General features: G+C 72.1%; 19 protein-coding genes. 8 read left to right on the top strand and 11 right to left on the bottom strand.

The features are described from left to right. Positions 1-1,181: 1,181 nt before the first annotated feature. Complete coding sequence (locus ABD844_RS07425) at positions 1,182-2,633, top strand: glycosyltransferase family 39 protein (protein ID WP_344874306.1); 1,452 nt, start codon at positions 1,182-1,184, stop codon at positions 2,631-2,633. Positions 2,634-2,730: 97 nt separating this feature from the next. Here the strand turns inward: ABD844_RS07425 and tyrS are convergent, their stop codons facing one another. Continuing rightward, on the bottom strand, positions 2,731-3,996 hold the full coding sequence (gene tyrS / locus ABD844_RS07420; protein ID WP_344874304.1) for a tyrosine--tRNA ligase: 1,266 nt from the start codon (positions 3,994-3,996) through the stop codon (positions 2,731-2,733). Positions 3,997-4,084: 88 nt separating this feature from the next. On the opposite strand from tyrS, the gene ABD844_RS07415 reads away from it, so the two are divergent. Beyond that, the gene (locus ABD844_RS07415) at positions 4,085-4,486 is read left to right on the top strand and encodes a PH domain-containing protein (protein ID WP_344874302.1); all 402 of its coding nucleotides are present in this window, start codon (positions 4,085-4,087) and stop codon (positions 4,484-4,486) included. Here ABD844_RS07415 and ABD844_RS07410 read toward each other — a convergent pair. The 8 genes from ABD844_RS07410 to argC form a co-directional block, all read right to left on the bottom strand. Next, positions 4,426-5,115, bottom strand: a complete 690-nt coding sequence (locus ABD844_RS07410; RefSeq protein WP_344874300.1) for a DNA-3-methyladenine glycosylase — start codon at positions 5,113-5,115, stop codon at positions 4,426-4,428. The two genes, ABD844_RS07415 and ABD844_RS07410, sit on opposite strands and share 61 nt — an antisense overlap. Next, positions 5,097-6,494 (bottom strand): argininosuccinate lyase, encoded by a 1,398-nt coding sequence (argH, locus tag ABD844_RS07405; protein ID WP_344874311.1) that lies wholly within the window; start codon positions 6,492-6,494, stop codon positions 5,097-5,099. Before argH ends, ABD844_RS07410 begins: the two co-directional genes overlap by 19 nt. 180 nt (positions 6,495-6,674) lie before the next feature. Continuing rightward, positions 6,675-7,181 carry an arginine repressor gene (locus ABD844_RS07400; RefSeq protein ID WP_344874298.1) on the bottom strand — a complete coding sequence of 169 codons (507 nt, stop codon included), beginning with the start codon at positions 7,179-7,181 and terminating at the stop codon, positions 6,675-6,677. Next, positions 7,178-8,095: an ornithine carbamoyltransferase gene (gene argF / locus ABD844_RS07395; protein ID WP_344874309.1), complete on the bottom strand. Its 918-nt coding sequence runs from the start codon at positions 8,093-8,095 to the stop codon at positions 7,178-7,180. Before argF ends, ABD844_RS07400 begins: the two co-directional genes overlap by 4 nt. 2 nt (positions 8,096-8,097) lie before the next feature. Next, positions 8,098-9,264 carry an acetylornithine transaminase gene (locus tag ABD844_RS07390; protein ID WP_344874296.1) on the bottom strand — a complete coding sequence of 389 codons (1,167 nt, stop codon included), beginning with the start codon at positions 9,262-9,264 and terminating at the stop codon, positions 8,098-8,100. Continuing rightward, positions 9,261-10,136: an acetylglutamate kinase gene (gene argB / locus ABD844_RS07385; protein WP_344874294.1), complete on the bottom strand. Its 876-nt coding sequence runs from the start codon at positions 10,134-10,136 to the stop codon at positions 9,261-9,263. The genes ABD844_RS07390 and argB overlap by 4 nt, the downstream gene beginning before the upstream one ends. Further along, complete coding sequence (argJ, locus tag ABD844_RS07380) at positions 10,133-11,284, bottom strand: bifunctional glutamate N-acetyltransferase/amino-acid acetyltransferase ArgJ (protein ID WP_344874292.1); 1,152 nt, start codon at positions 11,282-11,284, stop codon at positions 10,133-10,135. Before argJ ends, argB begins: the two co-directional genes overlap by 4 nt. Before the next feature lie 97 nt (positions 11,285-11,381). Beyond that, the gene (gene argC / locus ABD844_RS07375; protein ID WP_344874291.1) at positions 11,382-12,404 is read right to left on the bottom strand and encodes an N-acetyl-gamma-glutamyl-phosphate reductase; all 1,023 of its coding nucleotides are present in this window, start codon (positions 12,402-12,404) and stop codon (positions 11,382-11,384) included. A 163-nt stretch (positions 12,405-12,567) separates the two neighbouring features. Here argC and ABD844_RS07370 point away from each other — a divergent pair, with 163 nt between their 5' ends. Continuing rightward, the gene (locus ABD844_RS07370; RefSeq protein WP_344874289.1) at positions 12,568-13,167 is read left to right on the top strand and encodes a hypothetical protein; all 600 of its coding nucleotides are present in this window, start codon (positions 12,568-12,570) and stop codon (positions 13,165-13,167) included. 75 nt (positions 13,168-13,242) lie between these two features. On the opposite strand, the gene ABD844_RS07365 is transcribed toward ABD844_RS07370, so the two are convergent. Together ABD844_RS07365 and rhaI are read right to left on the bottom strand one after the other, a co-directional pair. Beyond that, on the bottom strand, positions 13,243-15,282 hold the full coding sequence (locus tag ABD844_RS07365; RefSeq protein WP_344874287.1) for a bifunctional aldolase/short-chain dehydrogenase: 2,040 nt from the start codon (positions 15,280-15,282) through the stop codon (positions 13,243-13,245). Positions 15,283-15,288: 6 nt separating this feature from the next. Beyond that, positions 15,289-16,446: an L-rhamnose isomerase gene (rhaI, locus tag ABD844_RS07360; protein ID WP_344874285.1), complete on the bottom strand. Its 1,158-nt coding sequence runs from the start codon at positions 16,444-16,446 to the stop codon at positions 15,289-15,291. A gap of 320 nt (positions 16,447-16,766) precedes the next feature. Between rhaI and ABD844_RS07355 the strand changes: the two genes are divergently transcribed. The 5 genes from ABD844_RS07355 to nrfD form a co-directional block, all read left to right on the top strand. After that, positions 16,767-17,768: a LacI family DNA-binding transcriptional regulator gene (locus ABD844_RS07355; RefSeq protein ID WP_344874283.1), complete on the top strand. Its 1,002-nt coding sequence runs from the start codon at positions 16,767-16,769 to the stop codon at positions 17,766-17,768. Further along, complete coding sequence (locus ABD844_RS07350; RefSeq protein ID WP_344874281.1) at positions 17,765-19,177, top strand: rhamnulokinase; 1,413 nt, start codon at positions 17,765-17,767, stop codon at positions 19,175-19,177. The genes ABD844_RS07355 and ABD844_RS07350 overlap by 4 nt, the downstream gene beginning before the upstream one ends. 116 nt (positions 19,178-19,293) lie before the next feature. Beyond that, a complete protein-coding gene (fdh, locus tag ABD844_RS07345; protein ID WP_344874279.1) occupies positions 19,294-22,521 on the top strand; it encodes a formate dehydrogenase in 3,228 nt (1,075 codons plus the stop codon). 3 nt (positions 22,522-22,524) lie between these two features. Then, complete coding sequence (locus ABD844_RS07340; protein WP_344874277.1) at positions 22,525-23,343, top strand: 4Fe-4S dicluster domain-containing protein; 819 nt, start codon at positions 22,525-22,527, stop codon at positions 23,341-23,343. Next, the coding region (nrfD, locus tag ABD844_RS07335; protein WP_344874275.1) for an NrfD/PsrC family molybdoenzyme membrane anchor subunit at positions 23,340-23,949 on the top strand (610 nt) is incomplete at its 3' end. The genes ABD844_RS07340 and nrfD, both read left to right, overlap by 4 nt.

The raw sequence follows: 23,949 nt of genomic DNA, 5'->3' as shown, positions 1-23,949 counted from the left end.
AAATAGACGGGGTTGTGCATCATGCACTGGCTTTTTGACACACTGTTGAGTTCTCAAGAAGCGGATGCGAACACCCGGTCGAGATCCACTTTCAGTAGATCCAGCCCGAGGGCACTATCTCGTCTTCCGCTAGTTTAGCAGATCGTCGATCTCCGTGTCAAATCTTGCGATTTGCTCGGAGGCGTTCAGACCGTCCAAGATTGCGGTGCTCCGAATCCGGAGCGGCCCTCGCAACTTACCGTGTCATCCGGATCACGTCGAATCAACCGAATATTTCGGAGTTCTCGGTGTGCCAGAAGACGGGCCGTGCTGGAGCACACCGAAGCGGCTCAGCCGACTGGCTCGTACTTCAAGGAGTTTGCCCTTGGGGCCCGTCCGCCTGATCGGCGTCCGGCTCACTCCCGGGGCGAAGTGAAAGATTAGGTCGCGATCCCCGACACGTCAAATCGCCTCGCCCGGCAATATTCGAACTTCTCTCGGACGCTCGACACGACCCGGCTCGCGAGTTCCGTTGGGCGAGGTGGCCCGACGATGCCGCCGCCACGTCGCTTCGACGTCCTCCTCTCGAACTCCTCTCGAAACTCACGGCGAGGGCGAGCGGCGGCTGCGAGCCGCCGCCATGCGGTTGGGGCGCCGTCCCGAACACCGCCGATGTCGAGGGTCTCGGTGCTCCTGGCCATCGAACCGCAGTCACCCCCGCCCAACCGCCGGGTGGAGGGCTTCCTGGGGCGGCGCAGGCACGGAGGAGCAGGTCAGCTGGCCTGCTGCTCCTTGGTGGGCAGGTGGGCGGGTCTCCCCGACGAGTTGTGGGCGGTGCCGTGGGGGTGGGTGTTCGGCGGTCGGTTCCCCCGTGCGGCGGGCGGGTGCTGCTCCGGGTCCCGAGGTTCCGAAGGTGCGGGTCCTCTTGTGGGTGCCGCCCCGGACGGGCGGGGTGCTCGATCAAGAAACCCTCGCGCCGGCGACGGCCGACCCTCATGGTCTGTTCGGCTCGGGAAGCCTTGTGGTGTCGGGGTTTCGGGTCGGTTCCCGTGGCCGGGAGCGGGCGGGATCGTTATGAAGCCGACACGTACGGCCCGCCAAGAGAGCCCCTGTTCCCGGCAGGACCGTCCGAGAGTCACAAACCCCCTGCAACGTGAGCGCATCCTCCATACCCGCGTCCCCACGCCGCGTATCCTGCCCCGGTGACCACTGCCGCCACACTCGCTCCTCCGACAGCTCCGCCCACCCGCCGCCGCGCGGCGCCCCCTTGGGTGATGGGCGGGCTCGCCGCACTGGCCGCGTTCTCGGGGACGGGTGCCAGCACCCTGAACGGCGACGAACTGGCCACGATCAGCGCCGCCTCCCGTTCGCTCTCCGGCATGTTCGAGCTGGCGCGGCACATCGACGGTCACTTTCTCCCCTACTACCTGTTCATGCACTTCTGGGGGATGGCGGGCACGGCGGAGCTGTGGCTGCGGCTGCCCTCGGCGGTCGCGATCGGGGTGGCGGCCTGGCTGCTGGTCGAGCTGGGCAGGCGGTTGCACAGCACGCGGGCGGGCGTGATCGCCGCCGGAGTCTTCGCGATCCTGCCGTCGGTGTCCTACTACGGGGCCTTCGCCAGGTCGTACGCGTTCGCCGCCGCAGCGGTGGTGTTCGCGTTCTGGGCCCTGCACCGGGCGATCAAGCGGCCGGTGGGGCGGCGCTGGGTGGTGTACGGCGTGGCGGTGGCGCTGGTGTGCTCCACCCATCTGTTCGCGGTGCTGGTGCTGCCCGCCCAGCTTCTGCTGATGCGGCGCGCGGTGGCCGGCCGGATGGTGGCCGCGCTGGCCGCCGGGTCCGTTCCGGCCGTCGTCCTGGGGCTGATCGGGTTCGGGGAGCGGCATGCCATCAGTTGGATCCCGCAGCGAGGGCCGGAGGTGTGGCTGAAGTTCCCCAAGATGGCGGCGGGGACGACCACGCTCGGGGTGGCGCTGTTCGCGATGGCGCTGGCCGGGGCGGTGCTGTTGTGGCGGGCCCACCGGCGTGACCCGGCGCGGGTGTGGGCGTTCGTGCTGGCCGGGTGGCTGGTGCTGCCGCCGGTGCTGCTGCTCGCGGTCTCGCTGCTGGTGACCCCGGTGTACGTCGACCGCTACCTCTTCGTGACCGCCCCGGCGCTGGCGCTGCTGGCAGGGCTGGCGGTGGCCTGCCTGCCCCGCCTCCAGACGGCGGCCGGGATCGTGGCCGTGGCGCTCGGGTGCGTGCTGGCCTTCCCCGACCACGTGGAGGTACGGGAGGAGAACGGGCGGTTCGAGAACATCCCGTGGGCGCTGCGCGTGGTCAAGGCCGAGCCGGACGACGGGATCGTCTACGGCCAGAGCCAGTTGCGTACCGGCTTCGACTACTACGCCGACTCCCTGATGCCGGTCGACGTGCTCCGGTCCGGCGACTCGCCCGACGCGGACGGGTTCGGTTACCCGGAGCGCTCCGACCTCTCGGCGGCCCTGGAGGGACGCGAGCGGGTCTGGGTCGTGTGGCGGGGGACGAAGCAGTCGGGGCTGGAGGGTGACGGTGTCCCGAGGGTCGGGGAGGTCGAGCGGGCCGGGTTCGAGCTGAGTTCGGCCCGGCATTCGGGCGATCTGCCGGGGTTGACGGTGGCCTTGTTCACGCGTCGGTGAACGCGACCGGCGTCACCCATACCGAAAGTCACCCGTACCGAAAAGAAACGGGGCGGGTCCCGGAGATCCGAGGGCCCGCCCGCTCACGCGAGAACGGTCAGCCGACCACCACGCCGCCGATCGACTTCTTGCCGCGCCGCAGCACCATGAACCGCCCGGCCAGCAGGTCGTCGGCGGTGGGCACGTAGGACTCGTCGGTGATCTTGCGGTTGTTGAGGTACGCCCCGCCCTCCTTCACCGCCCGCCTGGCCGCGGACTTGGACTCGACCACGCCGCTGTCCGCCAGCAGGTCCACGTAGGCGGCGCCCAGCGCGGGCACCTCGGCCTTGGGCACCTCGGCCAGCGCGGCCCGCAGGGTGGCGGCCGGCAGCTCCGCCAGCTCGCCCTGCCCGAACAGGGCCTTGGAGGCGGCCACGACCGCGTCGAGCTCCGGCCGGCCGTGCAGCAGCTCGGTGAGGTCTTCGGCCAGCGTGCGCTGGGCCTCGCGGGCGAAGGGCCGCTCGGCGACCGCCTTCTCCAGCTCCTCGATCTCCTCGCGGCTCCTGAACGTGAACACCTTCAGGTAGTGGATCACGTCGCGGTCGTCGGAGTTGAGGAAGTACTGGTAGAAGGCGTACGGGGAGGTCATCTCGGGGTCGAGCCAGAGCGCGCCACCGGCAGTCTTGCCGAACTTGGTGCCGTCGGCCTTGGTGATGAGCGGCTGGGTGAGCACGTGGACGTGCCCGCCCTCGACGCGGCGGATGAGGTCGGCGCCCGCGGTGATGTTGCCCCACTGGTCGCTGCCGCCGATCTGCAGCGTGCAGTTGTAGCGGCGGAAGAGCTCGAGGTAGTCGTACGACTGCAGGATCTGGTAGCTGAACTCGGTGTAGCTGAGCCCCTCCCCCGCCAGGCGCGCGGAGACCGACTCCCTGGCCAGCATGCGGTTGACCGGGAAGTGCTTGCCGACGTCGCGCAGGAAGTCGATGGCGCTCAGCTCGCCGGTCCAGTCGAGGTTGCTGACCAGAAGGGCGGGGTTGGGCTGGGCGTCGAAGTCGAGGAACTTGCCGACCTGGCCGCGCAGGCGATCGACCCACTCGGCGACGATCTCGGTGGAGTTGAGTGAGCGCTCGGTGTTGCGGCCGCTCGGGTCACCGATGAGGCCGGTGGCGCCGCCGACCAGGCCGATCGGCCGGTGTCCGGCGAGTTGGAGGCGGCGCAGCGTGAGCAGCGGCACGAAGTGGCCGATGTGCAGCGACGGCGCCGTGGGGTCGAAGCCGGAATAGACCGTGATCGGTTCCTTTGCCATGGACGCGCGCAGGGCGTCGAGGTCGGTGGACTGTGCGATCAGGCCCCGCCATGCGAGGTCGTCGAGGATGTCGGTCACGGTATCTGGCTTTCCTGGGGTCGGATGCGGATGCCTTCAGCCTGCCCGATCGGTGCGGATGCGCGCCACTTGGATACGCTGGGTGTCCATGTGGAGGGTCCGTCGCGAGCTTGCCGTTTTCAAGATCTTAGGGGCTCTGGTGTGCGCCGGTCTCGGCGTCTACTGGTGGTTCGACGATGACTATCGGGGCGTGATCCTGGCGGTGCCCGCGGCCGTGCTGGTCGGCGCGATGGGGCTGCGTGACGTGCTGGTGCCGGTGCGGCTGGCGGCCGACGAGAGCGGCATCACGGTGGTGCACGGGTTCGCGGGCAGCCGGCACGTGCCGTGGGAGTCGATCTGGGACATCAATGTGGACGTACGCAGGCGGTGGGGCCGGCGCAGCGAGATGCTGGAGATCGACACCGGCGACCACCTGCACCTCTTCAGCGCTCACGACCTGGGCACCTCTCCCACGGAGGTGGCCGCCGTGCTGCGCCGCCGGGGCACGTGAGCGCGATACGGGGAGACGGTGGGCTCGCCGTCGATCCAGAACCGCCACGGGGTCTCCTTGGCCGTCGACACGCCGGTGCGCGGCCCTGACCTGATCGCGGCCGGCTCGACGGCCAGGCCCTCCAGCATGGTGGCCGACTGGTGGGGGCGTCCGGCGGGCGAGCCTTCGAGGATGGCGTCGAGGCCGTTGTGCTCGCGCAGCAGCCCGAGTGACACGGCCAGCCTGGCGGGCCCGCGGGCGAGGTCGCGGTCGGTGACCCGGTTGCCCGACGAGCGGCGCGAGCGGGCCTCGGGCACGCCCTCCACCACCTCGCCCGCACGCAGCAGCACGGCCGAGCCGAAGCCGTCGGACAGGCACACGATGTTGGCGCAGAAGTGCATGCCGTAGGTGAAGTAGACGTACAGGTGGCCCGGCGGGCCGAACATGACCGCGTTCCGCGGTGTCCTGCCCCGGTACGTGTGCGCCGCCGGGTCCTCGCCCGGGCCGCCGTACGCCTCGACCTCGGTCAGGCGCACGGCGACGGAGCCGTGCACGAGCACGCGCCCGAGCAGGTCGGGCGCCACCTCGTGCGACGGCCGGTCGAAGAAGCTCCGCGGCAGCGCGGCGGAGCTCAGCTTCCCGCTGCCCATGCCGCCTGCGTGTCGACGGCCTCCCGCAGCGCGATGAGCTGGTCGCGGACGCGGTCGGGGGCGGTGCCGCCGTACGCCTTGCGGGCGGCCAGGGCACCGGGCACGCTGAGCACGTCGCGTACGTCGGGAGTCAGGTGCGGCGAGACCTTGACCAGCTCGTCGTCGGTGAGGTCGCCGAGGTCCTTGTCGTTGACCTGGCACCACACCACGAGGTGGCCGACCGCCTCGTGCGCGTCGCGGAAGGCGACCCCGCGCCGCACCAGCAGCTCGGCCAGGTCGGTGGCGAGCGCGTAGCCGTCGGGGGCGGAGGACTCCAGGCGCGCGGTGTTGACCCGCATGGTGGCGACCAGACCGGCCACCGCGGGCAGCACGAGCAGGAGCGTGTCGACCGCGTCGAACACCGGCTCCTTGTCCTCCTGCAGGTCGCGGTTGTAGGTCAGCGGCAGGCCCTTGAGCGTGGTGAGCAGCGACATCAGGTTGCCGATGAGGCGGCCGGACTTGCCACGGGCCAGCTCGGCCACGTCGGGGTTCTTCTTCTGCGGCATGATCGACGAGCCGGTGGAGTAGGCGTCGTCCATCTCGATCCAGCGGAACTCCTGCGAGGCCCACAGGACGATCTCCTCGCCCAGCCTCGACAGGTGCACGCCGATCATGGCCGCGTCGAACAGGAACTCGGCGGCGAAGTCGCGGTCGGCGACGGCGTCCATCGAGTTGGGCGCGGGCGCCGAGAAGCCCAGCTCGTCGGCCACGGCCTGCGGGTCGAGCGGGAGCGAGGAGCCGGCCAGGGCGCCGGAGCCGAGCGGGGAGATCGCGGCGCGCTTGTCCCAGTCGGTCAGGCGGTCGACGTCGCGGGCGAAGGCGTGCACGTGGGCCAGGAGCTGGTGGCCGAACGAGACGGGCTGGGCGTGCTGCAGGTGGGTCATGCCGGGCGCGGCCGTCTCGGCGTGCTGCTCGGCCTGGGCCATGAGCGCGGTCTCCAGCTCGACCAGCCGGGAGACGATCGTGCGGGCGTGGTCGCGGAGGTAGAGCCGCAGGTCGGTGGCGATCTGGTCGTTGCGCGAGCGGCCGGCGCGGAGCTTGCCGCCGAGCGAGCCGAGCCGTTCGAGCAGGCCGCGCTCCAGGGCGGTGTGCACGTCCTCGTCGGCGACCGTCGGCCGGAACTCGCCCGCCTTGCAGGCCCGCTCCAGGTCGTCGAGCGCGCCGATCATGCGTTCGAGCTCGTCGTGGCTCAGCAGCTCCGCCCTGTGCAGCACGCGGGCGTGCGCCCTGGACGCCGCCAGGTCGTACGGCACCAGCCGCCAGTCGAAGTGCACGCTCACCGACAGCCGGGCCAGCGCGTCGGACGGTCCGCTCTCGAAGCGTCCGCCCCACAGCCGCATCGGCTTGCCATCACTCACCGTTGTGTCCTCCGTTTACGTTTTCGAGGGTCGCGCCCGCTTCGGACGGCACGACTCCGGCGACCCCCGAGCTGTGCGCCCCGGCGCGACCATAGTGCACGTCAGCCCGTCCGCTGTCCCCGACCGCCGCGATCTTAGCGGGCGAGGGCGGCGGAACGCGTGCTAGGCACGTCTGTCGGCCACCTTCAGCAGGGCGTCGGCGACGGATTGGCCGCCGGTGGGGTCGCGGCTGATGACGAGGACCGTGTCGTCGCCCGCCACCGTGCCGAGGATCGACTCCCAGTCGGCGTGGTCGATGGCGGAGGCGAGGAACTGCGCCGCGCCGGGCGGGGTCCTGACGATGACCAGGTTGGCGGACGCCTCGGCCGAGACGAGCAGCTCCTCCGCGACGCGGTGCAGCCGGGCGAGCGGGCTCTCGCCGGTGCCCACGCGGGTGACCGGGATCCGGCCGCCGCCCTCGCCGGGCAGCGCGTACACGAGGGAGCCGTCGTCGGCGCGCAGCTTGAGCGCGCCCAGCTCGTCGAGGTCGCGCGAGAGCGTGGCCTGGGTGGCCTCGACGCCGCTCTCGGCGAGCAGCTTGGCCAGCTCGGGCTGGGAGCGCACGGCCTGGCGCTGCAGCAGCTCGGTGATCTTCGCCTGCCGCGCGGCCTTGGTCATCGGGATCGTCATCGTCGTCTCACCAGCCAGTGGAGCAGCGCCTTCTGGGCGTGCAGGCGGTTCTCCGCCTGGTCCCAGACCACGCTGCGCGGGCCTTCGAGCACGCCTTCGGTGATCTCGTAGCCGCGGTAGGCGGGCAGGCAGTGCAGCACGATCGCGTCGGACGCGGCGTGTTCGAGCAGCTCCGCGTTGACCTGGTACGGCATGAGCGCGGCGACCCGCGCCTCCTTGCCGTCCTGGCCCATGGACACCCACGTGTCGGTGGCGATCACGTGGGCGCCCTGGGCGGCGGCGGCCGGGTCGGACAGCGCGATCACCGAGCCGCCCGTCCCGGCGGCGATGGCGGCGGCCTGGTCGAGGATGACCGCGTCGGGCTGGTAGCCGGCGGGCGCGGCGACGCGTACGTGCATGCCCGCGGTGGCGCCGCCGAGCAGGTAGGAGTGGGCCATGTTGTTGGCGCCGTCGCCCACGTAGGTGAGCGTGAGCCCGGCGGTGCGGCCCAGCTTCTCCTTGACCGTCTGCAGGTCGGCGAGGATCTGGCAGGGGTGGAACTGGTCCGTCAGCGCGTTGACGACGGGCACCCGGGAGTGGGCGGCCATCTCGTCGATCAGCTCCTGGCCGGTGGTGCGCCAGACGATGGCGGAGACCTGCCGGTCGAGGACCCTGGCCAGGTCGGCGGCCGGCTCGCCGCGGCCCATGAGCACCGAGACGTTGTCGACGACGAGCGGCAGGCCGCCCAGCTCGCCGATGCCGGTGTGGAAGGAGACGCGGGTCCTGGCCGACGGCTTGTCGAACAGCACGGCCACGCTCTGGGGCCCCTCGAAGGGGCGGTAGCCGAACCGGTCCTTCTTCATGGCGGCGGCGAGGTCGAGGACCTCCGCCTGCTCGGCCGGGGTCAGGTCGTCGTCGCGGAGGAAGTGCCGCACGCTCACTTGGCCGCCTCCGCCAGGATCGCGGGGAACGCCGCCACCAGCGCGTCCACCTCGCCGGCCGTCACGACCAGGGGCGGCGCGATGCGTACGGCGTCGGGCTGCACGGCGTTGACCAGGAAACCGGCCTCGGCGGCGGCCTTCTGGACCTCGGCGGCACGGGGCTCGGCCAGCACGGCGGCCAGCCACAGGCCCCGGCCGCGCACGCCCTTGAGCAGCGGGTGCCCGGCGGACTCGAGCCCGGTACGCAGCCGCGCGGCGACCGAGGTGACGTGGTCGAGGTCGACGTTGGCGAGCACGGCCAGCGCCGCGGCGCACGAGACCGGGTTGCCGCCGAACGTCGAGCCGTGGTCGCCCTTGTCGAAGAGCGTGCCGATCTCGCCGAACCCGACGCAGGCCCCGATCGGCAGCCCGCCCCCGAGCCCCTTGGCCAGGGTGAGGAGGTCGGGGGTGACGCCGTCGGCCTGGTGGGCGAACCAGTGGCCGGTGCGGCCGATGGCCGACTGGATCTCGTCGGCCACCAGCAGGGCGCCGGTGGAGTCGCAGATCTCGCGGGCGGCCTCGAAGTAGCCCTCGGGCGGCGGGACGACGCCGGCCTCGCCCTGCGTGGGCTCCAGGAAGACCGCGATGCAGTCGCCGGTGACGGCCTCTTTGAGCGCGTCGGCGTCGCCGTACGGGACGAAGCGCACGTCGACGGGGAAGGGGCCGAACGGGTCGCGGATGGACTTCTTGCCCGTCAGCGACAGGGCGCCCATGGTGCGGCCGTGGAAGCCGTTCTCGGCGGCCACGAAGTAGGAGCGGCCCTCGCGGCGGCCGTACTTGAGCGCGAGCTTGTAGGCGGCCTCGTTCGCCTCGGTGCCGGAGTTGGCGAAGAAGACGCGGGCGGGGGCGTTGAGCAGCGCCAGGAGCCGCTCGGCGAGCAGCACCTCAGGCTCGTGCAGGAAGAGGTTGCTGGTGTGCGCGATCGTGGCGACCTGCGCGGAGACGGCCTCGACCAGGGCGGGGTGGGCGTGGCCGAGCGAGCTGGTGGCGATGCCGGCGATGAAGTCGAGGTATTGCCTGCCCTCGACGTCCCAGACCCGGGTGCCCTCGCCTCGTGCCAGTGCCAGCGGCGGGACGCCGTAGTTGGGCATGAAGGCGTTTTCGAACCTCTCGTATAGGTTCATCCGGGCATCACCATCGTTCCGATTCCTTCATTGGTGAAGATCTCCAGCAGCAGCGAGTGGGGCACCCGGCCGTCGAGGACGTGGGCCTGCGGCACCCCGCCCTTGACGGCCGTCAGGCACGCCTCCATCTTCGGGACCATACCGCTGGACAGTGTGGGCATCAGTGTCGCCAGCTCATCGGCGGTGAGCAGGTCGATCACCTCGGAGTCGTCGGGCCAGTTGGCGTACAGGCCCTCGACGTCGGTCAGGACGATCAGTTTGTGCGCCTCGAGGGCGACGGCGAGCGCGGCGGCGGCGGTGTCGGCGTTGACGTTGTAGATCTCGCCGTCGTCGCCCCTGGCCACACTGGACACGATCGGGATGCGGCCGTTGTCGATGAGCGCGCCGACCGCGCCGGGGTCGACCTTGACGATCTCGCCGACCTGTCCGATGTCGACCGGCTCGCCGTCCACGACGGCGTGCTTGCGTACGGCCGTGAACAGGCGGGCGTCCTCACCGGACATGCCGACCGCGAACGGGCCGTGCCGGTTGACCAGGCCGACGATGTCGCGGTTGACCTGGCCCGTCAGGACCATCCTGACAACCTGCATGGCCTCGGGCGTGGTCACCCGCAGCCCGGCGGTGAACGTGGACTCGATGCCGAGCCGGTCGAGCGCGCTGCTGATCTGCGGGCCGCCGCCGTGCACGACGACCGGGCGCAGGCCCGCGTGGTGCAGGAAGACGATGTCCTCGGCGAAGCCGCTCTTCAGCGCGTCGTCGATCATGGCGTTGCCGCCGTACTTGATGACGACGGTCGCGCCGTGGAAGCGGGTCAGCCAGGGCAGCGCCTCGATGAGCGCCCCCGCCTTGGTCTGGGCGGTGGTGAGCCTCACGAGGAGTACGCCGAGTTCTCGTGGACGTAGTCGGCCGTCAGGTCGGTGGTGTGGACGGTCGCGGTGTGCGGACCCGCCGACAGGTCGACGGTGATCGTCACGTCGCGGGGTCGCATGTCCACCTTGGAACGGTCGTCGCCGACGGCCCCGCCCCGGCAGATCCAGATGCCGTTGATGGCCACGTTGAGCCGGTCGGGCTCGAACACCGCGTCGGTGGTGCCGACGGCGGCCAGGACGCGGCCCCAGTTGGGGTCCTCCCCGTGGATGGCGCACTTGAGCAGGTTGGAGCGGGCGACCGAACGGCCGACCTTGACCGCGTCGTCCTCGGAGGCCGCGCCGACCACCTCGATGGCGATGGCCTTGGAGGCGCCCTCGGCGTCGACCAGGAGCTGCCTGGCCAGGTCGGCGCAGACCTCGGTGACCCGCTGCTCGAACTCGGCCAGGTCGGGCACGACCCCGGCGGCCCCGCTGGCCAGCAGGAGCACGGTGTCGTTGGTGGACATGCAGCCGTCGGTGTCGAGCCGGTCGAACGTCCTGGACGTGGCCGCGCGCAGCACGGCGTCGAGCTGCTCGCTGCTCAGCTCGGCGTCAGTGGTGATCACGCAGAGCATCGTGGCCAGGGCGGGGGCCAGCATGCCGGCGCCCTTGGCCATGCCGCCGACCATGTAGCCGGAGCCCCGCTTGAAGGAGATCTTGGAGACGGTGTCGGTGGTGCGGATGGCGTCGGCGGCGGCCAGGCCGCCGTCGCGGGAGAGCTGGCCCGCGGCGGTCTCGACGCCGGACAGCAGCACGTCCATGGGCAGGCGCTCGCCGATCAGGCCGGTGGAGCAGACCGCGATCTCGCCCGCGGAGTCGTCGAGCAGCCCGGCGGCCTTCTCGGCGGTGGCGTGGGTGTCCTGGAAGCCCTCGGGGCCCGTGCAGGCGTTCGCGCCGCCGGAGTTGAGCACGACCGCGCGCAGCCGGCCGCCCGCGAGGACCTGCTGCGACCACAGCACGGGGGCGGCCTTGACGCGGTTGGCGGTGAAGACGCCCGCGGCGGCGCGGGCGGGGCCGTCGTTGACGACGAGGGCGAGGTCACGGGCGCCGCCGGACTTGATCCCAGCGGCCACTCCAGCGGCGCGGAAGCCCAAGGGGGCGGTAACGCTCATGCGTCCTCCTTCGCCGGCCCCATGAGTTCTGGCCCCATGAGTTCTGGCCGCATGAGTGTGGAGCACCCTTGCTCATCGGTTCGTTCGCTGCGCTCTCTCACGGAGCTACTCCTGTCGTGGGGAGGCCGAGCTCTTCCGGCAGGCCGAGGGCGAGGTTCACGCTCTGGACGGCGCCCCCGGCCGTGCCCTTGGTGAGGTTGTCGATGGCGATGACGGCGACCACGCGGTCCGCGCGCTCGTCGAGCGTCACCTGAAGGGCGGCGGTGTTGGCGCCGTAGGTCATGGAGGTGGCCGGCCAGGTGCCCTCGGGCAGCAGCCGGACGAACGGCTCGGCCTTGAGCGCGGCCTCGTACGCCGAGCGCAGCGACTCCCTGGTCACCCCGGGCGCGGCGGGGGACGTGCAGGTGGCCAGGATGCCGCGGCTCATGGGCGCCAGCGTGGGGGTGAACGACACCCGTACGGGCGTGCCGGCGACGGCCGACAGGCCCTGCTCCATCTCGGGCGTGTGCCGGTGGACGCCGCCCACGCCGTACGCGCTGACCGCGCCCATGACCTCGCTGCCGAGCAGGTGGGGCTTGAGCGACTTGCCCGCGCCGCTGGTGCCGCTGGCGGCCACGACGACGACGTCGGGCCCGGCGAGCCCGGCGGCGTACGCGGGGGCCAGGGCGAGCAGCACGGAGGTCGGGTAGCAGCCGGGGACGGCGATGCGCCTGGCGGTCTTGAGCACCTCGCGCTGGCCGGGCAGCTCGGGCAGGCCGTAGGGCCAGGTGCCGGCGTGCTCGCCGCCGTAGAACTCCTGCCAGGCGGCCGGGTCGGCGAGCCGGTGGTCGGCGCCGCAGTCGACGACGATCGTCTCCTCGCCGAGCTGGGCGGCGACGGCGGCCGAGTGGCCGTGCGGCAGGGCCAGGAAGACCACGTCGTGCCCGGCGAGCGCGTCGGCGGTGGTGTCCTGGATGATCCGGTCGGCGAGCGGGGCGAGGTGGGGCTGGTGGGCGCCGAGCGGGCTGCCGGCGCTGGAGGCGGCGGTGAGCGCGCCGATCTCGAACTCGGGATGGCCGAGGAGGAGGCGGAGCAGCTCGCCTCCCGCGTAGCCGCTGGCTCCCGCGACTGCTGCCCTCATCCGTCATCCTCCTGCATGATTATGCATCACAGCTCATGACCTTACTGGTGAAGATGATGCACTCTAGAGGATGAACATGCAAGCTGGGGCGGGTCCGAGGACCGCATCGTGAGACTTGTCACCCGCGGGCGAGAACCGGGAGGCGGGCGGCAGGATGGAGGCCATGACCCAGTTCTTGTCCGAAAACCCGGCCGTCACACGTGGAAACGGGCCCGGGCCGTGGGGACGGGTGCTCCTCGTGCTGCTGTGGGCGGGCCTGTGCGTGGTGCCGGCCGTGTCGGCGCTCGGGGAGTTGGGGCTGGTCGCGGGCGGGTCCGGCACGCCGGGGACGTTACGCGTCGTCTCATGCGAGGACCTGGGACGCGAGGACCTCGGACCCGGAGGCGTCGGACCCGGGGGCGTCGGACCCGGGGGCGTCGGACCCGAGGCACGCAGCCGGTACGACTGCCGGGGCTGGTTCACGTCCGACTCGGGGGAGGCCGTGATGGAGGTGCCCGCCCCGCCCGGCACCGAAGTGGGCGACGTGCTGCGGGCCCGGCTCACGCCCGAAGGTGACCGGGCCGTGCCCGCGGGCGCGAAGGCGGTGCTGGCGGCGCTGACGCTGCCCGCGACGGGGCTGGCGGGGCTGGGGTTCCTGCCGTACGTGGTCATGCACTGGCTGGGGGTGCGCAGGGGGCGCCGGGCCGCCGTGACCGGAGGGGTCCTGATCACGGCGGCCGGCGCCGCCCTCGCGGTGGCCGGCCTCGTGGCCGCCCACGCCTGAGCCCGCGGCTCCGACTCACCGCGAGAGGGCCTGCGGCTCTGAATCACCGCGCGAGGGCCCGCGGCTCCGAGTCGCTCACCGCAGGAAGGCGGCGGCCACACCCGCGTCCACCGGGATGTGCAGGCCGGTGGTGTGGGTCAGGTCGCTGCCGGTGAGGGCGAAGACGGCGGCGGCCACGTGCTCGGGCAGCACCTCGCGCTTGAGCAGGGTCCGCTGGGCGTAGAACTCGCCGAGCCGCTCCTCCTCGACCCCGTACACGGCGGCGCGGTTGGCGCCCCAGCCGGACGCGAAGATGCCCGACCCGCGGACGACGCCGTCGGGGTTGACGCCGTTGACCCGGATGCCGTGGCCGCCCAGCTCGGCCGCCAGCAGGCGGACCTGGTGGGCCTGGTCGGCCTTGGCCGCGCCGTAGGCGACGTTGTTCGGGCCGGCGAAGACGGCGTTCTTGGAGGAGATGTAGACGATGTCGCCGCCCATCCCCTGGCCGATCATGACCTTGGCCGTCTCGCGCGAGACCAGGAACGAGCCGCGCGCCATGACGTCGTGCTGCAGGTCCCAGTCGGCCTGGGTGGTCTCCAGGAGCGAGCGCGACAGCGACAGCCCGGCGTTGTTGACGACCAGGTCGACGCCGCCGAACGCCAGGACGCCCGCGCGTACGGCCGCCGCGATCTGCTCCTCCGACGTGACGTCCACCCCGATCGCCACCGCGACGTCCGAGCCCCGGTACGCGCCCGCGCCCAGCTCGGCGGCCACCTTCTCGGCCGCCCCCAGGTCACGGTCGGCCACGATCACGCACGCGCCCTCGGCGGCCAGCCGGCGGGCGGTGGCCGCGCCGATGCCCGAGCCGCCGCCGGTCACCAGCGCGACCCTGGTGGCCAGGGCCTTGGGCTTGGGCAGGCGGCGGAGCTTGGCCTCCTCCAGCTCCCAGTACTCGATGCGGAACTTCTCCGACTCGGGAATGGGCGCGTAGGAGGAGACGGACTCGGCTCCGCGCATGACGTTGACGGCGTTGACGTAGAACTCGCCCGCGACCCTCGCCGTCTGCTTGTCCTTGCCGAAGGAGAACATGCCGACGCCCGGCACCAGCACGATCGCCGGGTCCGCGCCGCGCATGGGCGGCGAGTCGGGGGTGGCGTGCCGGTCGTAGTAGGCGGTGTAGTCCTCGCGGTAGGCGGCGTGCAGCTCGCGCAGCCGTTCGGCGGTCTGCTCCAGGGGCGCGTCCGGCGGCAGGTCCAGCACCAGCGGCGCGACCTTCGTCCGCAGGAAGTGGTCGGGGCAGGACGTGCCGAGCGCCGCCAGCCTCGGGTGCTCGGAGCGCGAGACGAAGTCGAGCACCTCGGCGGTGTCGGTGTAGTGGCCGACCACGCGCACGTCGGTGGAGGCCAGGCCGCGCACGATCGGGAACAGCGCGGCGGCGCGCTCGTGGCGCTCGGCCTCCGGCAGCGTCTCGTAGATCACCGAGCCGAACGGGTCGGGGCGGCCGTGCTCGGCCAGGTACGCCTCCGCGGTGCGGATGATCTCCAGCGAGCGCGCCTCGCACTCCTCGGACGTCGAGCCCCACGCGGTGATGCCGTGGCCGCCCAGGACGCAGCCGATGGCCTGCGGGTTGGCCTCCTTGATGGCGGCGATGTCCAGGCCGAGCTGGAAGCCGGGCCGCCGCCACGGCACCCACACGACCCGGTCGCCGAAGACGCGCCTGGTCAGCTCCTCGCCGTCGGCGGCGGTGGCCAGCGCGATGCCGGCGTCGGGGTGCAGGTGGTCGACGTGCGCCGCCTCGACCAGGCCGTGCATGGCGGTGTCGATGGACGGCGCGGCCCCGCCCTTGCCGTGCAGGCAGTAGTCGAACGCGGCGACCATCTCGTCCTCGCGCTCGACGCCGGGGTAGACGCGGGTGAGGGCGCGCAGCCGGTCGAGTCGCAGGACGGCCAGCCCCTGCTCCTTCAGCGTGCCCAGGTCACCGCCCGAGCCCTTGACCCAGACCAGCTCCACCTCCTCGCCGGTGACCGGGTCGGGCGCGGCGCCCTTGGCCGAGGTGTTGCCCCCGGCGAAGTTGGTGTTGCGCGGGTCGGCTCCCAGGCGGTGGGAGCGGTCGAGCAGTTCGTTGATGACGTCCATGATCGGTCAGGCCCCCCAGCCGGCCTGCTCGCCGCCGACACGCTCGGCGGCGATCTTCTCGAAGTATCCGGAACCGGCGTAGGCGGCCATGGGGTCGGGCGCGAGGCCCAGCTCCTGCCGCAGTTCGGCGAGCAGCGGCCGCACGTCGGTGTTGTAGGCGTCCATGAACACGGCGTTCGCGCCCAGCACGTCGCCCTCGGCCTGCGCGGCGGCCAGCGCCTCGCGGTCGACCAGCAGCGCCTTGGCGGTGGCCTCCTGGACGTTCATGACCGAGCGGATCTGGCCCGGGATCTTGGGCTCGATGTTGTGGCACTGGTCGAGCATGAACGCCACCCCGGCCTCGGCCTCCAGGCCGCCGCCGCGTACGACCTCGTACATGATGCGGAAGAGCTGGAACGGGTCGGCCGCGCCCACCATGAGGTCGTCGTCGGCGTAGAAGCGGGAGTTGAAGTCGAAGCCGCCGAGCTTGCCCTCCCGCAGCAGGAAGGCGACGATGAACTCGATGTTGGTGCCCGGCGCGTGGTGGCCGGTGTCCACGACCACCTGGGCCTTGGGGCCGAGCTTGACGCAGTGGGCGTAGGCGGTGCCCCAGTCGGGCACGTCGGTGGCGTAGAAGGCGGGCTCGAACAGCTTGTACTCCAGCAGGAAGCGCTGGCCCTCGCCGAGCCGCTCGTAGACCTCGGCGAGCGAGTCGGACAGGCGGTCCTGGCGGGCGCGCAGGTCGTCCTGGCCCGGGTAGTTGATGCCGTCGGAGAACCACAGCTTGAGGGTGTCGGAGCCGGTGGCGTCCATGATGTCGACGCATTCGAGCAGGTGGTCGGTGGCCTTGCGGCGGACCCTGGCGGCGGGGTGGGTGACGCTGCCCAGCATGTAGTCGTCGTCCTGGAAGACGTTGGAGTTGATCGCGCCGATGCGTACGCCCAGGTCGCGGGCGTGCCGGGCCAGGTCGGCGTAGTCGGCGACCTTGTCCCACGGGATGTGCAGGGCGACCGTGGGGGCGATGCCGGTGTGGGCGTGCACCTGGGCGGCGTCGGCCAGCTTCTCGTACGGGTCGCGCGGCACGCCCTTCTGCGCGAACACCTTGAACCGGGTGCCGCTGTTGCCGTAGGCCCAGGAGGGCGTCTCGATGTGCTGCACCCGCAGCGCGGCCTTGATGTCAGTCATTGCTCCCCGATCAATCCAGGTGGAACACGTCGGGTCAGTGGTCGTGGGGGCCGCTGCACCGACACTCCCTTCAAAACGTTTTAATCTTCCTGCAGGAAACTACGATTCCAGGTCCTCGCTGTCAATGCATCACCGGCCCCGCTCCTGGCCCGAGATCGGATCGGCGGATGACACGTTTTAATGCCTCTCGATGGAGTTAGAACGTTTTAAGATCTTGCGGCGCACCGCCCCTCGACCGCCGAGCCGGTGCGGCGCGAATGCCCACCCCTGGCGGTCGCGCGACTGGCGCGCGGGGGGTTTGTACGTTTTAATTGCCCTCCATGGCCATGGTCAGCATCAAGGAGGTCGCCGCACACGCCGGCGTCTCCCCGGGCACGGTCTCCAACGTACTGAACCGGCCCGGCAAAGTCGCCCCCGCGACCCGGCGGCGGGTGGAGGCGGCCATCGACGAGCTGGGCTTCGTCCGGCACGGCTCGGCCTCCACGCTGCGCGCCGGGCACAGCAGGACGATCGGCCTCAGCGTGATCGACATCGGCAACCCGTTCTTCACCGAGGTCGCCGCCGGGGTGGAGGACATGGCCAGCGAGCTGGGCTACGCGGTGATCCTGGGCAACTCGGCCGGCTCGGCCGGCAAGGAGGACCGCAACCTGCGGGTGCTGTCGGAGCACCGGGTGCGCGGCGTGCTGATCACACCCTCCGGAGAAGACCCGGCCCGCCTCGACCGGCTGCGCGAGCACGGCATCAGCGTGGTGCTGGTCGACCATCCCGCCCACCGGCCCGACCAGTGCGCGGTGGCCGTGGACGACGTCGCGGGCGGCCGGGCGGCGGTGGCGCACCTGCTGTCGAAGGGGGCGCGCAGCATCGCCTACGTGACCGGCCCGCTCACGATCAGGCAGTGCGTGGAGCGCCGCGCAGGCGCCAAGGTCGCGATGCGGGCCGCCGGGCTCGACCCCGCCGACCTGCGGGTGGCCGAGGTCGAGACGATGACGGCCCGCGCGGGCGAGACGGCCGCCACCGAGCTGATCGCGACCGGCCTGCCGGAGGCCGTCTTCTGCGCCAACGACCTGCTCGCGCTGGGCGTGCTGCGCGCGCTCCTGCGCGCCGGCGTACGCGTGCCGGAGGACGTGGCGCTGATGGGCTACGACGACATCGACTTCGCCGCCGCCTCGGCCGTGTCGCTCAGCTCGATGCGGCAGCCCACGTACCAGCTCGGGCGGATCGCCACCGAGCTGCTGCTGGACGAGTGCGACAACCCGGAGACGCACGCCCACCAGCACATCATGTTCCAGCCGGAGCTCGTCGCCAGGGAGTCCACGCAATGAGCCGCCGTTTCGCCGCCGTCGACCTGGGCGCCTCCAGCGGCCGGGTGATGCTGGCCGACCTGTCGGGCGGGCTGAGCCTGACCGAGGCGCACCGCTTCCCCAACGGCCCCGTACGCGTGGCCGGCCGCCTCCACTGGGACATCCTCGGGCTCTACCGTGAGATCCTGACCGGGCTGCGGCAGGCGGGTCCGGTCTCCTCGATCGGCGTCGACTCCTGGGCCGTCGACTACGCACTGCTGGACAAGTCGGGCGCCATGCTGGGCAACCCGGTGCACTACCGCGACGACCGCACCCACGGCGTGGCCGAGCGGGTCGCCGCCGAGGTGGGCGCGGAGACCCTGTACGACGTGTCCGGCCTTCAGGTACTGCCGTTCAACACGATCTACCAGCTCCTCGCCGACCGGCTCGACGGGGCGGCCACCATGCTGCTGATCCCCGACCTGATCGGCTACTGGCTGACCGGCGAGACGGGCGCGGAGGAGACCAACGCCTCCACGACGGGCCTGCTCGACGTGCGCACCCGGTCGTGGGCGGCGCCGCTGATCGAGCGGCTCGGGCTGCCCGCCGGGATCTTCCCGCCGCTGCGGCGGCCCGGCGACGAGCTGGGCGGCCTGCGCCCCGACGTGGCCGCCGAGCTGGGCTGGTCGGCTCCGGTCAGGGCGGTGGGCTCGCACGACACGGCCTCGGCGGTGGCCGCCGTGCCGGCCCGCGGCCCCGCCTTCGCCTACGTCTCGTGCGGCACCTGGTCGCTGGCCGGGGTCGAGCTGCCCGGCCCGGTGCTGACGCCCGAGAGCCGGGCCGCGAACTTCACCAACGAGGCCGGCATCGACGGCACCGTCCGCTACCTGCGCAACGTGATGGGCCTGTGGCTGCTGCAGGAGTGCCTGCGCGCCTGGCCGGGCTCCGACCTGGGCGAGCTGCTGGCCGCGGCGGCCGGCGAGCGGCCGTTCGCCGCCGTGGTCAACCCCGACGAGCCCGTCTTCCTGCCGCCCGGCGACATGCCGGCCAGGATCGCCGCCGAGTGCCGCCGCACCGGGCAGTCTCCTCCCTCCTCGCCCGCCGCGTACGTGCGGTGCGTGCTGGAGAGCCTGGCGCTCGGGCACCGGCTGGCCGTGCGCCAGGCGATGGAGCTGTCGGGCCGCGACGTCGAGGTGGTCCACCTGGTGGGCGGCGGTTCGCGGAACGAGCTGCTGTGCCAGTTCACGGCCGACGCCTGCGGGCTGCCGGTCGTGGCCGGGCCGGCCGAGGCGACCGCGATCGGCAACGTGCTGGTGCAGGCGCGGGCGGCCGGGCTGGTCTCCGGCCTGGAGGAGCTGCGGGCGCTGGTCGCCTCCTCCCAGCCGCTGCGCCGGTACGAGCCGTCCGGCGACCGGGCCGGTTGGGACGAGGCGGCCGCCCGGCTGTTCTGACCCGCCCGCCTTCCCCGGCTGTTCTGACCTGCCGGTTTTCCCCCGACTGTGCAGAACTGCCAGTTTTTCCGTGTCCTGTCCAGGGCAGGACTGGGCCGGGGGCATCGGGGGGTGTCATGGAGTTCTCGTGGCCGCTGCTGCGGCAGCTCACCGGCGACGACCGTACGGCGCGGGGGCCGGCGGCGCGGTCGGCCAGGACCGAGGCGTGGCGGGCGCGTACGGCCACGGCCGACCGGGTGGTCAAGTCGGTGTGCCCGTTCTGCGCGGTGGGCTGCGCCCAGAACGTGTACGTACGAGAGGAGAAGGTCGTCCAGATCGAGGGCGACCCCGACTCCCCCATCAGCCGCGGCCGGCTGTGTCCGAAGGGCGCGGCCAGCCTCCAGCTCACCACCGGCTTCTCCCGGCAGCGCCGGGCGCTCTACCGCCCGCCGGGCGCGGCCGACTGGCAGCGGATCGACCTCGCCACCGCCATGGACCTGATCGCCGACCGGATCATCGCGACCCGGCGCGAGACCTGGCAGTGGGAGCAGGACGGCCTGCGTACCGCGCGGACGATGGGCATCGCCAGCCTGGGCGGCGCGACGCTGGACAACGAGGAGAACTACCTCATCAAGAAGCTGCTGACGGCGCTGGGCGTGGTGCAGATCGAGAACCAGGCCCGCGTGTGCCACAGCTCGACCGTGGTGGGGCTGGGCACCTCGTTCGGGCGGGGCGGGGCCACCACGTTCATGCAGGACATGCAGCACTCCGACTGCATCGTCATCCAGGGCTCGAACTTCGCCGAGGCGCACCCGGTGGGCTTCCAGTGGGTGATGGAGGCCAAGGCGCGCGGCGCGGTGATCATCCACGTGGACCCGCGCTTCACCCGGACGAGCGCGCCCGCCGACCTGCACGTGCCCATCCGCGCCGGCTCCGACGTGGCCTTCCTCGGCGCGATCATCAACCACGTGCTGGAGAACGAGCTGTACTTCCACGAGTACGTGCTCAACTACACCAACGCGGCCACCATCCTGCGGGAGGACTACCGCGACACCGAGGACCTCGACGGCGTCTTCTCCGGCTTCGACCCCGAGAGCCGCACGTACGACCCCGACTCGTGGCAGTACGAGGGCATGACGACGGTCGCCGCCTCCGGCGAGCGGAACGCGGAGTACGAGCGGCGCCTGGGAAAGGTCCCGCCGGGCCGCGGCGAGGTGCAGGGCGGCACCGGCGTGCCGCTCGACGGGCATCCGCAGCGCGACGAGACCCTGCGGCACCCGCGCTGCGTGCTGCAGGTGCTGCGCCGCCACTTCGCCCGCTACACGCCGGAGACGGTGGAGCGGGTGTGCGGGGTGCCGCGGCGCCTGTTCGAGGAGGTGTGCCGCCACCTGACGGAGAACTCGGGGCCGGAGAAGACCTCCGAGTTCGTCTATGCGGTCGGCTGGACGCAGCACAGCGACGGCTCGCAGTTCATCCGGGCGGCGAGCATCCTGCAGTTGCTGCTGGGCAACATCGGCCGCCCGGGAGGCGGCATCCAGGCGCTGCGCGGGCACGCCAGCATCCAGGGCTCCAGCGACGTTCCGACGCTGTTCAACCTGCTGCCCGGCTACATCCCGATGCCGCACGCCCACGAGAACGAGAGACTGCGCGACTTCCTGTCGGCCGACGCGCCGCACAAGGGCTGCTGGGCGGACATGCCCGCCTACCTGGTCAGCCTGCTCAAGGCGTGGTGGGGCGAGTCGGCGCAGCCGGACAACGACTACCGCTTCGGCTGGCTGCCCCGCCTGACGGGCTCGCACAGCACGTACGACACGGTGCTGGCCCAGCTCGACGGCGTCTGCAAGGGCTACCTGCTGCTCGGCGAGAACCCGGCGGTCGGCTCGGCCAACGCCAGGATGCAGCGGCTGGGCATGGCCCGGCTCGACTGGCTGGTGGTGCGCGACCTCAACCTGATCGAGAGCGCCACCTGGTGGAAGGACGGCCCGGAGATCGAGACGGGCGAACTGCGCACGGCCGACATCGGCACCGAGGTGTTCTTCCTGCACGCGGCCTGCCACACCGAGAAGAGCGGCAGCTTCACCAACACCAACCGGCTGCTCCAGTGGCACCACCAGGCCGTCGAGCCCGAGGACGACGCCCGCAGCGACCTGTGGTTCATGTACCACCTGGGCCGGATCATCCGCGAGAAGCTGGCCGGGTCGCAGGACCCGATGGACGCGCCCGTGCTCGGCCTCACGTGGGACTACCCGGTCGGGGGCGAGCTGGCCGAGCCGTCGGCGGAGGCGGTGCTGGCCGAGATCAACGGCTGGGACGGCGAGGGCCGCCCGCTGCCGGGCTACCACGCGCTCAAGGACGACGGCTCCACCGCCTGCGGCTGCTGGATCTACTCCGGCGTGTACGCCGACGGCGTCAACCAGGCCGCCCGCCGCAGACCGGCCGCCGAGCAGGACTGGATCGCCGCCGAGTGGGCGTGGGCCTGGCCGGCCAACCGGCGCATCCTCTACAACCGGGCCTCGGCCAGGCCCGACGGCACCCCGTGGAGCGAACGCAAGCGGCTGGTCTGGTGGGACGCCGAGGCGGAGCGGTGGACCGGCCACGACGTGCCCGACTTCGAGTCGGGCAAGAGCCCCGGCTACCGTCCGCCGCCGGACGCGCAGGGGAGCGCGGCGCTGTCGGGCATCGACCCGTTCATCATGCAGGCCGACGGGAAGGGCTGGCTGTTCGCGCCCGCGGGGGTGGTGGACGGGCCGCTGCCCACGCACTACGAGCCGCAGGACTCGCCGGTGGCCAACCCGCTGTACGGACGCCAGTGCAACCCGGCGCGCAAGGTCTACCCGCACGAGGACAACCGCTACCAGCCGAGCGGGGACGAGCCGGGGGCGTCGGTCTATCCGTACGTGGTGACGACCTACCGGCTGACCGAGCACTTCACGGCGGGCGGCATGAGCCGGTTCACGCCGTACCTGGCCGAGTTGCAGCCGGAGATGTTCTGCGAGGTCTCGCCGTCACTGGCGGCCGAGCGGGCGCTCGTACACGGAGACTGGGCCACGATCGTCACCGCGCGCAACGCCATCGAGGCGCGGGTCATGGTCACCGACCGCATCCCGTCGCTGCACCTGGACGGGCGGGTGGTGCACCAGATCGGGCTGCCGTTCCACTTCGGCCCGAACGGGCTGGCCAAGGGCGACGCGGCCAACGAGCTGGCGGCGATCTCGCTGGACCCCAACGCGCACATCCAGGAGGTCAAGGCCCTGTCCGCCGACATCCGGCCGGGCCGGCGACCGCGCGGCCCCGCGCTGCCGGAGCTGGTCAGGTCCTATCAGCGGCGCGCAGGGGTGGGCGCCGGCACCGGAACGGAGGCGTGAGCCGTGGCTTTCGACCTGGACGAGCGGCTCGGCGAGGGCAGGGTGGGCTTCTTCACCGACACCAGCATCTGCATCGGCTGCAAGGCGTGCGAGGTGGCGTGCAAGGAGTGGAACCAGGTCCCCGAGGACGGCCTGAACTTCACCGGCATGTCCTACGACAACACGGTCGGGCTGGGCGCCGACACCTGGCGGCACGTGGCGTTCATCGAGCAGCGGCGGCCGCTCGGCCACCAGGAGCCCGGGGTCGGCGACATGGACTTCCGCTGGCTGATGGCCTCCGACGTGTGCAAGCACTGCACGCACGCGGCCTGCCTGGACGTCTGCCCGACCGGGTCGCTGTTCCGCACCGAGTACGGCACGGTCGTGGTGCAGCAGGACATCTGCAACGGCTGCGGCTACTGCGTGCCCGCCTGCCCGTTCGGGGTGATCGGCAAGCGCGAGAGCAGCGGCACGGCCGCCAAGTGCACGATGTGCTACGACCGCCTCGGCGCCGGGCAGGAGCCGGCCTGCGCCAAGACCTGCCCGACCGACTCCATCCAGTTCGGCGACCTGGACGAGCTGCGCGAGCGCGCCGAGCGCCGCCTGGCGCAGGTGCGGGAGGCGGGGCTGACCTCCGCCCGCCTGTACGGCCACGACCCCGGCGACGGCGTGGGCGGCACAGGCGCGTTCTTCCTGCTGCTGGACGAGCCGGAGGTGTACGGCCTGCCGCCGGATCCGGTGGTGACCACCAGGGACCTGCCGTCGATGTGGCGGCACGTGGGGGTCGCGGCGCTCGCCCTGCTCGTGGGGCTGAGCGCGACGGCCTGGAGGAGGCGGGGATGAGTCAGACTGACGTGCGGATGGACGGCTCGGCGGAGCTGCGCGCCGAGCGCGAGGCCACGCCCGGCTCGGCGGGCCGCAGGCGCGAGCGGCTGCTGGCGCCGAAGGCGGACTTCGACTCCTACTACGGCCGGCCGGTGCTGAACGAGCCGACGTGGCAGGCCCCCGACATCGCCGGCTACCTGTTCCTGGGCGGACTGGCCGGGGCGTCGTCCACGCTGGCCACCGCCGCCGACCTCACCGGGCGGCCCCACCTGGCCAGGGCGGCCAAGGTCGGGGCGGCGTGCGCGCTGGGCGGCTCGCTCTACGCGCTCATCCACGACCTGGGCCGGCCCGAGCGTTTCCTCAACATGCTGCGGGTGTTCAAGGTGACCTCGCCGATGAGCGTGGGCACGTGGATCCTCAGCGCGTACGGGCCGCAGGCCGGGTGCGCGGCGGCCACCGGCGTCACCGGGAGGTTCCCCGGGCTCGGCCGCGCCGCCACCGTGGGGGCCGGGATCGCCGGGCCGGCGGTGGCGACGTACACGGCGGCGCTGATCTGCGACACCGCGGTGCCGTCCTGGCACGAGGGGTTCCGCGAGATGCCGTTCCTGTTCGCCGGGTCGGCCG

This window comes from Nonomuraea antimicrobica, from assembly GCF_039536965.1.
Lineage (GTDB): Bacteria > Actinomycetota > Actinomycetes > Streptosporangiales > Streptosporangiaceae > Nonomuraea > Nonomuraea antimicrobica.
Note: the sequence above shows the minus strand (reverse complement) of the source record. Positions and strands in the feature narration are given on the sequence as shown.